The sequence below is a fragment of the Vibrio sp. C8 genome, assembly GCF_054051265.1.
Map to the genome: position 1 here is coordinate 14,556 of NZ_JBPAOE010000009.1, position 14,574 is coordinate 29,129.

Consider the following 14,574-nt stretch of genomic DNA (forward strand, 5'->3'; position numbering starts at 1 on the left):
CGTTTGCAAAAGTGATAGAATCCCGCGAATTTTGTTTAGCTACAGGGAAAATACCATGAAAAATGCCATTTTGGGCACTCAGATGCTGTTTGTTGCATTTGGGGCGTTAGTGCTAGTTCCGCTGCTGACGGGACTCGATCCTAACGTTGCTTTATTCGGTGCTGGTGCCGGCACATTACTCTTCCAAATTATTACCCGTCGTTCTGTTCCTATCTTCCTCGCTTCTTCTTTTGCCTTTATTGCTCCTATCATGTTTGGTGTTCAAACATGGGGTGTTGCTGCAACTATGGGTGGCTTAGTGGCAGCAGGTGCGGTTTATATTATTCTTGGCAGCTTCATTAAACTTCGCGGTGTAGAGTTCATCCACAAAATACTGCCACCAGTCGTAGTTGGCCCTGTGATTATGGTTATCGGTCTTGGTCTAGCACCAGCGGCAGTTAACATGGCGTTAGGTAAGAGTGGTGATGGTGCATTCCAACTGGTTGACGGCGATGCTTCTCTTTGGATTTCTTGTATCTCTCTACTGGTGACTATCATCGCTAGCGTATTTGCGAAAGGTTACTTTAAGTTAATCCCAATCGTGTGCGGCATTATTGCAGGTTACGCTCTGTCTCTATTCTTTGGCGTTGTAGACTTCACTCCGGTTCGTGAAGCGGCTTGGTTCGCAATGCCTAATTTCACTTTCCCAGAGTTCAACATCAACGCAATTCTATTCATGATCCCTGTTGCAATCGCTCCTGCGGTAGAGCACGTGGGTGACATGCTGGCAATTTCGAACGTAACGGGTAAAGACTATATTAAGAAGCCGGGGCTACACCGCACTATCGCGGGTGACGGAGCGGCAACTATGCTTGCTGCATTCTTAGGTGCTCCACCAAACACGACTTATTCAGAAGTTACTGGTGCAGTAATGCTCACCAAAGCATTCAACCCGGTGATCATGACTTGGGCAGCTATCACAGCGATCGTACTTGCACTTGTCGGTAAACTAGGTGCTCTACTACAAACTATCCCTGTACCTGTAATGGGCGGCATCATGATTCTTCTGTTCGGTTCTATTGCAACTGTGGGTCTAAACACACTAATCAAAAACCACGTCGACCTACACAAATCACGCAACCTAGTGATTGTGGCTGTAACACTGGTATTTGGTATTGGCGGTATGGCTTTCGGCGTGGGCGACTTCAGCCTACAAGGCGTAAGCTTGTGCGGTATTGTTGCTATCCTACTAAACCTTCTTCTACCAAAAGATTTGGGCGAAAACCACATTGTGGATAACGCACAAATGGAAGAAGAAACACAAAATTCTTAATAGGGAAGTTACTATCTCTGCTAAAACGGCCTCTTATAAGAGGCCGTTTTTATTGCTTATTATCGATTAGGCTTCAAGACACAAGTCTACAAACTGAGCTCGCGTTAATGACGCTAAATCTTGCGGCGCTAGCTCAATCTCCAACCCTCTCTTCCCTGCACTCACACAAATGCTTGCCAGCTCAGTGGCACTGTGATGGATGAAAGTCGGTAGCGCTTTCTTTTGTCCTAAAGGACTGATTCCGCCAACCACATATCCGGTTGTCTTCTGCGCTATGTCAGGATTAGCCATATCGGCCTTTTTAGCTTTCGCCGCTTTCGCTGCCAGTTTGAGATTCAGTTTCTGATCAACGGGAATAATAGCTACAGCAAGGTTTTTCTCTTCGCCATTAAGGCAAAAAAGTAACGTTTTGAACACGGTTTTTGGATCTTGACCTAACGCTTCTGCCGCTTCTAAACCATAGCTGGCGTTGTTGGGGTTGTGTTCATATTGATGAATGGTATGAGGGACTTTTTTTTTCTTTGCTAACTGAATCGCAGGGGTCATTCTTTTTCCTTACCACAATCTAACCTTTATTCCTCAGGTGGTTAGCTTATCTCTTCTCGTATCAATTTACATTAATAAAAAAAGCGGTGTTTTCACACCGCTTATTCTGTAGCTAATCAATTTACTTATTGATTACTTATAAACAATTTCACCAGAAGGAGCATATTCGTTTACATCAATAGGGCTGTTCGCTTCTAGGTAGTCTTTAAGAACTTCAGCATCCACGAAACCTGTGTTTACGAAACCTTTACGGTCTGTAATCTTAGGATAGCCATCACCACCAGCCGCGTTGAAGCTTGGTACGGTGAAGCGGTAGGTATCGTCTAGACGAAGTTGTTTACCACCGATAAACACGTTTGATACTTGACCATCTTGCACGTGCATTGAGATACCAGCAAATTGCGCATACGCACCTGAATCGACAGGCTTAGTCGCAACAACATTTAGGTAATCAAGCACTTCCTGACCACTCATATCAACGTAAGTAAGGATGTTTGCAAATGGTTGAACTTTAAGTACATCTTTGTACGTGATATCGCCAGCTGCGATAGAGTCACGAACGCCGCCTGAGTTCATAACAGAGAAGTCTGCTTTTGCACGTTGCATATGTGCTGTAGCAATCAAACGGCCTAAGTTAGTTTGTTGGAAACGAACCACATTACGGTCACCTTCCAACTTACCATTAGACTCAGCAACTTTTGCACCTAGCTGAGCTTGGCCTTTCTCTTGGTATGGACGTAAGAACTCCAGCATTTCTTTGTTTTCTGGAATTTCAGTCGTTGCGATGACACGTTTGCTTTCACCATTAACTTTCACTTTCTTCTTCAGATTTACTGGAATCAAGTCATAGCTAACCATGTTCAGTTCACCGTTACGGAATTCGTAATCAGCACGACCAACGTATTTACCCCATTCAAATGCTTGAACGATGTAAGTGCCGTTTTGCATGTCTGGTTTACACTCATCACCCGGAGCGAAGTTTTTGTTCACTACGTTCGGGCCTTCCATACACACAGGCTCTTGAGAGTGACCACCAACGATCATATCCAAGTCGCCTTCATTCAGGTAGCGAGCCAGTACAACGTCACCCGGAGCATTAATACCGTATTCACCGTTTTGGTAGTGGCCCATATGAGTTACTGCGATGATCAGATCTGGATGCTCAGTCTTTTTCAGCTCAGCAATTACTTTCTTTGCTTCTTCTTTAGGGTCACGGAAGTCAATACCACCGATGTACTCTGGGTTACCAATTTTCGCTGTATCTTCAGTTGTTAGACCAATAACGGCAATTTTAATACCTTGCTTGTCAAACATTTGGTAAGGCTGGAACAAACGCTTGCCAGTAGACTTGTCGTAAATGTTTGCAGAAAGCATTGGAAAATCCGCCCACTCACGCTGCTTGAACAGCACTTCTAGTGGGTTATCAAACTCATGGTTACCTAATGCCATGGCATCATAACCAATCTTGGTCATCCCTTTGAAATCAGGCTCAGCGTCTTGCAGGTCTGATTCAGGAACGCCTGTGTTGATGTCACCGCCTGACAGTAGCAACAGGCTGCCGCCTTCTGCTTCAACTTGAGTACGAATATCGTCGATCAAAGTCTTACGAGCGGCCATGCCGTACTCGCCGTATTTGTTCTGCCAGAAACGACCGTGATGGTCATTGGTGTGAAGCACTGTCAGTTTGTACGTTTTATCTGCTTCCCACTCGTGAGCAGGTTGAGTCGCACAGCCTGCCAATGACGCTAAAATAGCGGTACTTAAAACCGTTTTAAGAATAAAGCCTTGTTTCATTGTCATACCTTTGAGCTGATGAATTCCACTACTAATAATTTTTAAGTCTAGATCAATCTGTCTTCTATTGAGTTAACATGCGATTGACCTTTAAAAATAGATCTAACCTTAAAATAACCTCGTACAAGTGACAGAGTTATTTCATATTTATGTCTAATAGATCACAACAGAAACGTCAAAAAATTTAGTCACTTAATTGGCCAAATAGTAAAACTAGTTGATTGAAGCCGTTTTTTTTACTTTTTCTTAATTTAGTAACATGAATTTGTGAATGAAATCGTTTGCTCAACGATTTAATAACTGTCTGACAGACATAAAAAAGCCACCCTAAGGTGGCTTTTTTTACACGAAAATTCATTAAATTAACGAATATCAATATGCTGAAAACTTTTCACTAAATCGTCCAGAGCTTTCATCTGTGCTAAGAACGGCTCAAGCTTATCAAGTGGCAAGGCTGAAGGACCGTCACAGCGCGCTTTTTCAGGGTTTGGATGCGCTTCAATAAACAAACCAGCAATACCTGTTGCTAAACCCGCTTTAGCTAGCTCAACAGTTTGCTCACGACGACCGCCAGAAGCTGCGCCCGATGGGTCACGCATTTGTAGCGAGTGAGTCACGTCGAAGATGATTGGGCTGCCATTTGACACGTTTTTCATCACTCCGAAGCCAAGCATATCAACCACTAGGTTGTCGTAACCATGGCAAGAGCCACGCTCACATAGAATAATTTTCTCGTTGCCACACTCAGCGAACTTCTCAACGATGTTGCCTACTTGACCAGGGCTCATAAACTGAGGTTTCTTCACGTTGATGACTGCACCTGTTTTTGCCATTGCTTCAACAAGATCAGTTTGACGAGCAAGGAAAGCTGGAAGCTGAATCACGTCAACCACGTCAGCAACAGGCTGAGCTTGCGCTTCTGTGTGTACGTCAGTGATGATTTTCACACCAAACGTATCTTTCAGTTCTTGGAAAATTTTCATGCCTTCTTCAAGACCTGGGCCACGGTAAGAGTGCACAGAGCTGCGGTTTGCTTTATCAAACGAAGCCTTGAACACATATGGGATACCCAGCTTGTCTGTCACTTTTACGTAGTGCTCACAGATTTGCATTGCCATATCGCGAGATTCCAGCACATTCATGCCTGCAAACAAGGTGAACGGTTTGTCGTTTGCGACAGGGATATCGCCAACGTGAACGATTTTTTGTTCCATGTTTTGTCTCTTCATTGATTAATGCAAGGTCACAGTACTATGACTGAGTGCATGCATTTGAGTTTTTAATAATTCTGCTGCTGGATCATCAGGGCAATTATCAATAAAGAACTGATAATCAGACATTGCCACCTGATGACAATCTAATTGCTGATAAATATAGCCTCTATCACGGATTTCGTATGGGTCATCCGGAACAAAAGTCAGGGCTAAATCGGTACATCTCAGAGCAAGAGTGTAACTCTCTTCACGTAATAAGGCACTTTTTAGCAAGGCAAGCCAACGGCCAATAATGGTTGGATGATCGGTCACTTTGAGATGCTCTGCTTTCAATTTAGCCAGAGGGCCTTTCATACCAATCAACCACGCTTGTAACGTATGGTTTGAGACATACTCACCAGTAAATGGGTTCAAGTAACGATTCGTTTCGTCTGGCCAGTTCACCTGCAATAAAAATTGCGTGGGAAAGGTGATTCCTTGCAGTGGAAAACCAAGTTTACGGCCGAAGTACAGAAGCAACGCGCCTAAGCTCACAGGTACGCCTTTGCGTCTCTCTAATACTTTGTCAATAAACGCATTGTCGGAGTCATAATACGCTTCACGATCACCGATGAATTCCCACTCTTTATAAAACAAGTGCAAGAATGCATCGAAACGCTCTTTTGGCTCTGCTTTATCCGCTAATCTGACTTCAGCTTCGTTTAGTAGACGGCTTAACTCTTGCTCAGCCCATTCTACTTGAGTTCCTGGATCGATGGCTTGATTAAGGATTAATGCCCCCTCAACAAGTTCCATCTCATCAAAATCTTCATCAAATAAGTCAAGCATTTAACTACTCTTTGTTCGCTAACTGGGATTATTTTGGCTAGATTAGTGATTAACCGAAAAATACTGGCATTTTTGTTACTGCAACTTTACCTGCCATACCTAACCAACCTAATGCACCGAAAAAAGCAAAGGTACGCAATAAGTTATTACGCGCCAACTTAAGGGTGAAAAAACCTAGTGCGATATAAGCCAGAACACAGGTCAGTTTTTCTGTCATCCAAGGTGCAGCGGCTGTGAATGGGATGAAACCAGTAATAAAAATTAAACCGACGCCAGATAACAATAAGAAGGTATCAACGACGTGTGGTGTGATTTTCAGAAATTTATTCTGCAGATGCTTTGAGTTCATCATCAGTAATACATAGCGAACTGACAGCAACAGAGCACTGATCGCAATCGTCAGCATATGGAAATGTTTTAAACCTTCGTACATCTTTATCCTCTTTACGCCTGATATGACTTTTTTATTCGAGATCGTTTTTATTCGATACTGTTTTTTATTTGATTTTAGTTTCTATGCGATATTGGCCTAAGGTAACGCGATCATTACCAGTATAATCCTTTTGTGTTTCAACATGGCTATAGCCGAAGCCTTGCAAAATCTCTCTTACTGCCGCGCCTTGGTCGTAACCATGTTCAAACAGTAACCAACCTTCATTTAACAGATAATCACGAGCGTTCTCGCTGATGGTCTTTATATCCGCTAACCCGTTGTCTTGAGCGATCAATGCACTTTTCGGTTCAAAGCGCACATCGCCAAGGGTTAAATGAGGATCGTTTTCTTCAATATATGGCGGGTTTGAAACCACTAAAGCAAACTTTGTACCCACTGGCACAGGAGTAAACCAGCTTCCGTTCCAAAACGACGCATTGTTAATGCCTAATCGTGCGGCATTGTCGCTTGCAAGCTGCCAAGCTTCTTCACGCAAATCAATGCCAAACACTTTACGTTGTGGCAGTTCGGAAGCCAGAGCCAACGCTATCGCGCCTGTTCCCGTTCCCAAATCCAAGATATAACCATCGATAAGCTGAGCTTTATCTAACGCCAGTTCCACCAGCCTTTCGGTATCGGGTCTTGGAATCAAAGTCGATGGCGACACTTTAAGTGGCAATGACCAAAACTCACGTTCACCAATGATATAGGCAACTGGCTCACCCGCTTTTCTGCGTTCAATCAGTGCGTCGAATTGGTTTTGCTGCTGGGTATCGAGAGATTTATCTGGCCATGTGAGAAGGTAGGAACGTGGCTTGTCTAATACATGGCAAAGTAGCACGTTAGCGTCGAGAGACGGCGAATCACTGCCGCTCTCGATCAATTGCTCTGTTGCCGCTTTTAATGCGGCCTCAATGGTTAGCAACATTGATTAGTTGTGCTCTGAAAGTGCAGCTAACTGATCCGCTTGATGCTCTTGTAGTACAGGGTCGATCAGCGCTTGTAGATCGCCTTCCATCACTTCACTTAAACGGTAAACCGTTAAGTTAATACGGTGATCAGATACGCGGCCTTGTGGGTAGTTGTAAGTACGGATACGGTCACTGCGGTCACCTGAACCTAATAGGTTACGACGTGTATCTGACACTTCAGCCGCACGCTTAGCAAGTTCAGCCTGAGCAATACGAGCGGCGAGTACAGCCATCGCTTTTGCTTTGTTCTTATGCTGTGAACGCTCGTCCTGACATTCTACCACTGTACCTGTTGGTAAGTGAGTAATACGGATTGCTGAATCCGTGGTGTTAACGTGCTGACCACCCGCGCCCGATGAACGGAATGTATCGATTTTCAGATCGCTGGCTTTAATTTCCGGAATTTCTGCTTCTGGTACTTCAGCCATTACAGCTACCGTGCATGCAGAAGTATGAACACGACCTTGTGATTCCGTTGCTGGAACACGTTGTACACGGTGACCGCCTGATTCAAACTTCAGTACGCCGTATGCGCCATCGCCGTTCACTTTCGCGATCATCTCTTTGTAACCGCCGTGTTCTGCTTCGTTTGAAGACATGACCTCGATGCGCCAGCCTCTTTTCTCTGCATAGCGGCTGTACATACGGAACAGGTCACCAGCGAAGATACCTGCTTCATCACCACCTGCACCTGCACGAATTTCCAAGAAACAGTTACGGTCATCGTTTGGATCTTTAGGCAGCAGAAGGATTTGCAGCTCGTCAGTTAGACGCTCGATAGTCGCTTTTGCTTCCTTTATCTCTTCCTGAGCCATTTCACGCATTTCAGCGTCATCTTCTTTGGTCATCTCTTCAGCTGCAGCCAAATCTTCTTGAGCTTGCTGATAAGCTTGGAAACACTTAGTGATCTCTTCAAGCTGAGAGTACTCTTTTGACAGAGCACGGAATTTATCTTGATCACCAATAACTGCAGGATCACCCAGCAGGTGTTGAACCTCTTCATAACGTTCAACAAGAGATTCAAGCTTCACTAAAATCGACGAGTTCATAATTTCTTCTTTAAATTCAGAGTTACAGATTACTGTGAGTCTTCAAGACCCAAGCTTTGTCTGATAATGGCAAGTTTTGCCGGTTCACCTAACTCCGCAGCGCTTTGCATCGCTCGGGTTGGGTTATGAATAAGTTTGTTGGTGAGCTTATTACTTAGCTCCACCAAGAGTTTTTCTGGGTCTCCGCCGGCCGCCAAAGCTTGTAAGCTTTTTGACAACAATTCTTCACGGATTTCATTGGCAGCTTTACGGTAGTCACGAATGCTATCTACCGCTTGCAATGAGCGCATCCAACTCATGAAAGCGGCGCTTTCTTCACTGACAATCGCTTCCGCCTCAATCGCTTCGACTTTACGCTGCTCAATGTTGCTATCCACGATAGATTGCAAATCATCTACAGAATACAGATAAGCATCATTAAGATCGCCAACTTGCGATTCGATATCACGAGGTACGGCAATATCGACAAACAACATAGGCTGATGGCGGCGTTTTTTCAGTGCGCTTTCTACCATACCCTTGCCTATTATAGGTAAAGGACTGGCTGTTGAACTGATAACGATATCGGCAAAATGTAGGTGATCCGGTATTTCGTTCAATGCGATCACGTCTGCATTAAATTCTTCCGCCAAACTCATTGCTCGCTCGCGGGTTCGGTTAGCCACAATAATACGTTTGCAGTTGTGGCCCGCCAGATGTTTTGCCACCAGTTCAATGGTTTCACCCGCACCGACGAGCAGTACAGTTGCATCCGACAGCGATTCGAAAATGTGTTTTGCTAGAGTACAAGCCGCGTAAGCCACCGACACTGCGCTGCCACCAATTTCAGTTTCAGTACGAACACGTTTAGCGACAGAGAATGCTTTTTGGAACCACTTATCGAGCGATGAATCAACAGCGTTGTTTTTACGAGAGTCCGCGTACGCTTGTTTCACCTGTCCAAGAATCTGCGGTTCACCCAATACCAGTGAATCCAAACCGCAAGAGACTCGCATTAGATGACGAATCGCCGCTTGGTCTTCATGAACATACAGGCTAGGTCTCAAATCTTCAGGGCTGACGTTGTGAAACTGGGTCAACCATTCGATAAGTTTGTTCTTACTTGATGATTTAACATCACAATAAATTTCAGTACGGTTACACGTCGAAAGAATGACACTTCCGTTCACGTGTGAGTCAGCAGACAACTGGCCAAGCGCCTCAGACAATTTATCTGGGCCGAAAGCCACTTTTTCTCGTAACTCAACCGAAGCCGTATTGTGATTGATACCAATAGCAAGCAAGGACATCTATCGAGGATTCTCTGGTAAGAAATGAATTAGGGGCAGAATTTTACTTTATGCCCCTTGTGATTGAAAGAGCAACGAGGATTTGTTTTCCCGACTTCGTGATATCAATGATATAGTAACGCCAGTTTCACTCACTTTGCCGGACAGATAACGAGCAATTATGATGATAAAGCCGCGTATTCTCCTCTCCTTGAGCTTTTTGCTGATTCTGTTTGGCTGTAGTTCAACACCAGAACCTATCGTTGATGTAGAGTGGCAAGCTCACCAACAAAAACTGCAACAGATTCAAACATATCAAGTTATCGGCAAGATCGGCTATATCTCACCAGATCAGCGTGAAACCTTAAACTTTCAATGGCAAAAGTCACCGAACAAGAGTCAGCTTCGTTTGACCAATTTTCTCGGTCAAACCGTACTAAGCCTTTCTATGGATGCCAAAGGTGCCAACGTTGAAACCTATGACGACCAAAAATTCAACGCCGCCAACGGCCAAATATTAATTTACCAACTCACAGGACTGGATATCCCTATCGACGATCTTCAGGGCTGGGTGCTAGGGCTACCAACAAAAGCCGATCATTTTAAGCTCAATGAAAGCAACACATTAGCTTCTCTGGACAAGACTTCTGGTCGACAAAACTGGCATGTCGATTACACTCGATATAAAGAATTCAGTTGGCAAAACGGCGACATTCCTCTACCGGATAGAATGCAGCTAACTCAGCAACAAACGTCAATAAAACTTGTTATATCTAAATGGATACTGACCCCATGATTTTTGGCAAAACGGTTTGGCCATCTCCTGCAAAGTTAAATCTATTTCTCTACATCACTGGCCGTCGTGACAATGGTTACCACGAGTTACAAACTCTATTTCAGTTTCTCAATTATGGTGATGATATAAGCATCACTGCCAACGAGAGCGGTAAGATCACCCTCACTCCTGAACTTGAAGGGGTCAAAACTGAAGACAACCTGATTTGGAAAGCGGCAACCGCATTGCAACAGAAAACGGGTTGTACTTTAGGTGCCGATATTGAATTAAATAAGATTCTGCCAATGGGTGGAGGCATCGGTGGTGGCTCTTCAAATGCAGCAACCGTGTTAGTCGCCTTAAATTTTCTATGGAAAACCAACCTCAGTGATGACGAACTCGCAGAAATAGGCTTAGCTCTGGGAGCCGATGTACCGGTGTTTATCCGTGGCTTTGCCGCTTTTGCCGAAGGTGTCGGCGAAGAGTTAACGCCTGTTGAAGCACAAGAAAAATGGTATTTAGTCGTGAGGCCGAATGTCAGCATCGCAACAAAAGATATTTTTTGTCATCCCGAATTGCCCAGAAATACGCCAAAACGAGAGCTGTTCACGCTTCTTGACACTCAATACGAAAACGATTGCGAAAAAATTGTCCGAATGCTGTATCCAGAGGTTGATAAGCAACTTTCTTGGCTGCTACAATACGCGCCGTCAAGATTGACCGGTACAGGATCGTGCGTTTTTGCTGAATTTTCAAACGAAAATGATGCAAAAAATGTTCTGTCCGAACTCCCTGACACAGTCTCAGCGTTTATCGCCCAAGGGCGAAATGTTTCTCCGCTTAAAGAGACACTGGCTAGATACAAAACAGCCAACCCCAATCTATTTAAAAACTGGACGCAACCCCGAGGTTTCCACCGTGCCTGATATGAAGCTATTTGCTGGTAATGCCACACCCGAACTAGCACAACGTATTGCTGATCGTCTATACATTTCTCTTGGAGATGCTACTGTTTCACGTTTCTCTGATGGAGAAGTTGCAGTACAAATCAATGAAAATGTTCGTGGTAGCGACGTATTTATCATCCAATCTACTTGTAAGCCAACCAACGACAACCTAATGGAACTCGTTGTAATGATTGATGCTATGCGTCGTGCTTCAGCAGGCCGTATTACTGCTGTTATTCCTTATTTTGGTTACGCTCGCCAAGACCGCCGTGTGCGTTCTGCTCGTGTGCCAATCACTGCAAAAGTTGTTGCAGACTTCCTTTCTAACGTTGGTGTTGACCGCGTACTTACTATCGACCTGCACGCAGAACAAATTCAAGGTTTCTTCGATGTACCAGTAGACAATATCTTCGGTACGCCTGTACTTCTTGAAGATATGAAAGCTCGTGGTCTAGAAGATCCAGTGGTTGTGTCTCCTGACCTAGGCGGCGTTGTACGTGCACGTGCAACAGCGAAAGCGCTTGGTGATATCGATATCGCAATCGTCGACAAACGTCGTCCACGCGCTAACGTTTCTGAAGTAATGAACCTAATTGGTGATGTTGAAGGTCGTGACTGTGTGATCGTAGACGATATGATCGATACAGGTGGCACACTATGTAAAGCAGCAGAAGCTCTGAAGAACCGTGGTGCTAAGCGTGTATTCGCTTACGCTACTCACGCAGTATTCTCTGGCAACGCAGCGAAAAACATTAAGAACTCTGTTCTTGACCAAGTTATCATCACTGACTCAATTACTCTGTCTAAAGAAATGGCAGCAACAGGTAAAGTTACTCAGTTGACTCTGTCTACCATGCTAGCAGAAGCAATTCGTCGTATTAGCAACGAAGAATCTATCTCAGCAATGTTCAACTAAGCGTTGATATTGACTGTTAAAAAAGCGCCTTCTAAACAAGGCGCTTTTTTTATCCCTCTCTCACTGCAATAAGCTAGTTTCGATTCCCCTCCTAACGTCTTTAACAACTATGAGTTAATTGCTACTCACTTGCCGTACTTCAAATAGAAAATGCAAATTAACGTTGTCAGAATGCGCTAACTAAATAGTCAAAAGGAATGAAAGAGACAACTTGTTCACCCTCTCAAAAACGCTTAAAGAACCGATTCCCTTTGAGCCTCGCGCCAAAGGGATTTTTTGTGCTATCATACCGCGCTTTTTCGTTTCCTAAGGGATCCTAGCTTTGAGTCAACCTATTAAATTACTTGTCGGTCTGGCGAATCCTGGCCCGGAATATTCTAGAACTCGACACAATGCCGGTGCATGGGTCGTAGAAGAACTGGCTCGTATTCACAATATTACGTTGAAAAATGAGCCGAAATACTTCGGTCTGACTGGCCGCATTATGGTCAATGGCGAAGATTTACGTTTGCTGATCCCAACCACTTTTATGAATTTATCAGGTAAAGCCGTTGCAGCTCTTGCAAACTTCTACCAAATTCAACCAGAAGAGATCATGGTGGCACATGATGAACTTGATCTCCCTCCGGGTGTTGCTAAGTTCAAAAAAGGCGGTGGTCATGGTGGTCACAATGGCTTAAAGGACACCATCAGCAAACTGGGCAACAACAAAGAATTTTACCGTCTACGGATTGGCATTGGTCATCCGGGACATAAAGATAAAGTCGCAGGCTATGTGTTAGGCAAAGCTCCAGCTAAAGAGCAGGAGCAATTAGATGCAACCGTCGATGAGTCGGTTCGTTGCCTCGATATCTTGTTAAAAGATGGTCTAACGAAAGCGCAAAATCGCTTACACACGTTCAAAGCTGAATAAGGTTACAGACATGGGTTTTAAATGTGGCATTGTTGGTCTACCAAACGTTGGTAAATCAACACTTTTCAATGCTCTTACAAAAGCAGGTATCGAAGCGGCTAACTTCCCGTTTTGTACCATCGAACCAAACACTGGTGTTGTACCGGTTCCAGATCTTCGTCTAGATGCACTAGCGAAAATCGTAAATCCTGAGCGTATTCTTCCAACAACAATGGAATTCGTGGATATCGCAGGTCTGGTTGCAGGTGCTTCTCGTGGTGAAGGTCTAGGTAACAAGTTCCTAGCTAACATCCGTGAAACTGACGCGATCGGTCACGTTGTACGTTGTTTCGAGAACGAAAACATCGTACACGTTGCAGGTAAAGTTTCACCAATCGAAGACATCGAAGTGATCAACTTAGAGTTGGCTATGGCTGACCTTGATTCTTGTGAACGTGCTATTCAACGTAACGCGAAGAAAGCAAAAGGCGGCGACAAAGACGCTAAGTTTGAACTAGTAGCACTCGAAAAATTACTACCGGTATTAACTGAAGGTGGTTCAGCACGTACTGTTGAACTTTCTAAAGAAGAACTGGCAGCAATTGGTTACCTGAACTTCTTAACCTTAAAGCCGACCATGTACATTGCTAACGTTGCAGAAGATGGTTTTGAAGATAACCCGTACTTAGATCTAGTACGTGAATTTGCAGCAAAAGAGAATAACGTTGTTGTTCCTGTATGTGCCGCTATTGAATCAGAGCTTTCTGAACTAGAAGATGACGAACGCGAAGAGTTCCTAGCAGACATGGGTATCGAAGAACCAGGTCTAAACCGTGTGATTCGTGCAGGTTACGAACTACTAGAACTGCACACTTACTTCACTGCAGGTGTTAAAGAAGTTCGCGCCTGGACGATTCCAATTGGTGCAACAGCTCCGAAAGCAGCAGGCAAAATTCACACTGACTTTGAAAAAGGTTTCATTCGCGCTGAAGTTGTCGGTTATGACGATTTTATCCAATTTAACGGTGAAAGCGGTGCGAAAGAAGCAGGTAAATGGCGACTAGAAGGAAAAGATTACATCGTTAAAGATGGCGATGTTGTTCACTTCCGTTTCAACGTTTAATCTGCATCAGACAGAATTGAATAAAAGCCAACCACTCGGTTGGCTTTTTTGTTTTTCTCGACATTTTCAGATAAAAAAACATGAATTTTTGCCGCTATGCAAAAGTAATAAATCTGTTGTTTTGTTAGCACTTTTTGATCACAAACACGCCTCTTTGTTTAAAAAAAAGTCGAACGATGCGTTTCAGGCGATTTATTCAAAAAAACTGTTGACGCTCAGAAAGCAGATCCGCATAATGCGCACCGTTCTCAGCAATAAGGCAACTTAGTTCCGAGAGCAAAAAATAGTAATGGCTACGTAGCTCAGCTGGTTAGAGCACATCACTCATAATGATGGGGTCACAGGTTCGAATCCCGTCGTAGCCACCATTTCCTAAGTACTTTTTGAAACAGCAATGTTGAAAGTCTTTAGGAAATAATGCGGAAATGGCGAAATTGGTAGACGCACCAGATTTAGGTTCTGGCGCCGCAAGGTGTGAGAGTTCAAGTCTCTCTTTCCGCACCATT

At 44.1% G+C, this 14,574-nt stretch carries 14 protein-coding genes and 2 tRNA genes; 8 read left to right on the forward strand and 8 right to left on the reverse strand.

Going from position 1 to position 14,574, the window contains the following annotated elements; translation table 11 throughout:
- The first annotated feature begins 55 nt into the window (after positions 1–55).
- Positions 56–1,312: a uracil-xanthine permease family protein gene (locus tag ACRQQK_RS05140; protein WP_457510311.1), complete on the forward strand. Its 1,257-nt coding sequence runs from the start codon at positions 56–58 to the stop codon at positions 1,310–1,312.
- 66 nt (positions 1,313–1,378) lie between these two features.
- Here ACRQQK_RS05140 and ybaK read toward each other — a convergent pair whose 3' ends face one another.
- From ybaK to hemA, 8 genes are all read right to left on the reverse strand, one after another.
- Positions 1,379–1,858 carry a Cys-tRNA(Pro) deacylase gene (gene ybaK / locus ACRQQK_RS05145; protein WP_457510312.1) on the reverse strand — a complete coding sequence of 160 codons (480 nt, stop codon included), beginning with the start codon at positions 1,856–1,858 and terminating at the stop codon, positions 1,379–1,381.
- Positions 1,859–1,990: 132 nt separating this feature from the next.
- Positions 1,991–3,652: a bifunctional UDP-sugar hydrolase/5'-nucleotidase UshA gene (gene ushA / locus ACRQQK_RS05150; RefSeq protein WP_457510313.1), complete on the reverse strand. Its 1,662-nt coding sequence runs from the start codon at positions 3,650–3,652 to the stop codon at positions 1,991–1,993.
- A 362-nt stretch (positions 3,653–4,014) separates the two neighbouring features.
- Positions 4,015–4,866, reverse strand: coding sequence for a 3-deoxy-8-phosphooctulonate synthase (gene kdsA / locus ACRQQK_RS05155; RefSeq protein WP_457510314.1), 852 nt, complete (start codon positions 4,864–4,866; stop codon positions 4,015–4,017).
- A gap of 18 nt (positions 4,867–4,884) precedes the next feature.
- Entirely contained in the window at positions 4,885–5,694 is an 810-nt protein-coding gene (locus ACRQQK_RS05160) for a SirB1 family protein (protein WP_457510315.1), read from the reverse strand.
- Between the two features lie 49 nt (positions 5,695–5,743).
- A complete protein-coding gene (locus tag ACRQQK_RS05165) occupies positions 5,744–6,127 on the reverse strand; it encodes a SirB2 family protein (protein WP_457510316.1) in 384 nt (127 codons plus the stop codon).
- Between the two features lie 64 nt (positions 6,128–6,191).
- A complete protein-coding gene (prmC, locus tag ACRQQK_RS05170; RefSeq protein WP_457510317.1) occupies positions 6,192–7,055 on the reverse strand; it encodes a peptide chain release factor N(5)-glutamine methyltransferase in 864 nt (287 codons plus the stop codon).
- A 3-nt stretch (positions 7,056–7,058) separates the two neighbouring features.
- Positions 7,059–8,147, reverse strand: a complete 1,089-nt coding sequence (gene prfA, locus ACRQQK_RS05175; RefSeq protein ID WP_457510318.1) for a peptide chain release factor 1 — start codon at positions 8,145–8,147, stop codon at positions 7,059–7,061.
- A 29-nt stretch (positions 8,148–8,176) separates the two neighbouring features.
- Complete coding sequence (gene hemA, locus ACRQQK_RS05180; protein WP_457510319.1) at positions 8,177–9,436, reverse strand: glutamyl-tRNA reductase; 1,260 nt, start codon at positions 9,434–9,436, stop codon at positions 8,177–8,179.
- 160 nt (positions 9,437–9,596) lie between these two features.
- Here hemA and lolB point away from each other — a divergent pair, with 160 nt between their 5' ends.
- The 7 genes from lolB (at position 9,597) to ACRQQK_RS05215 (ending at position 14,572) form a co-directional block, all read left to right on the forward strand.
- The gene (gene lolB / locus ACRQQK_RS05185) at positions 9,597–10,211 is read left to right on the forward strand and encodes a lipoprotein insertase outer membrane protein LolB (protein WP_457510320.1); all 615 of its coding nucleotides are present in this window, start codon (positions 9,597–9,599) and stop codon (positions 10,209–10,211) included.
- Positions 10,208–11,116 (forward strand): 4-(cytidine 5'-diphospho)-2-C-methyl-D-erythritol kinase, encoded by a 909-nt coding sequence (ispE, locus tag ACRQQK_RS05190; protein ID WP_457510321.1) that lies wholly within the window; start codon positions 10,208–10,210, stop codon positions 11,114–11,116. Before lolB ends, ispE begins: the two co-directional genes overlap by 4 nt.
- Positions 11,109–12,053: a ribose-phosphate pyrophosphokinase gene (locus tag ACRQQK_RS05195; protein WP_042484128.1), complete on the forward strand. Its 945-nt coding sequence runs from the start codon at positions 11,109–11,111 to the stop codon at positions 12,051–12,053. The genes ispE and ACRQQK_RS05195 overlap by 8 nt, the downstream gene beginning before the upstream one ends.
- 322 nt (positions 12,054–12,375) lie before the next feature.
- Complete coding sequence (gene pth / locus ACRQQK_RS05200; RefSeq protein WP_457510322.1) at positions 12,376–12,966, forward strand: aminoacyl-tRNA hydrolase; 591 nt, start codon at positions 12,376–12,378, stop codon at positions 12,964–12,966.
- Positions 12,967–12,976: 10 nt separating this feature from the next.
- On the forward strand, positions 12,977–14,068 hold the full coding sequence (ychF, locus tag ACRQQK_RS05205) for a redox-regulated ATPase YchF (RefSeq protein ID WP_457510323.1): 1,092 nt from the start codon (positions 12,977–12,979) through the stop codon (positions 14,066–14,068).
- A gap of 291 nt (positions 14,069–14,359) precedes the next feature.
- Positions 14,360–14,436 (forward strand) — tRNA-Met (locus tag ACRQQK_RS05210).
- A 51-nt stretch (positions 14,437–14,487) separates the two neighbouring features.
- Positions 14,488–14,572, forward strand: a tRNA-Leu gene (locus ACRQQK_RS05215).
- Positions 14,573–14,574: the final 2 nt, after the last annotated feature.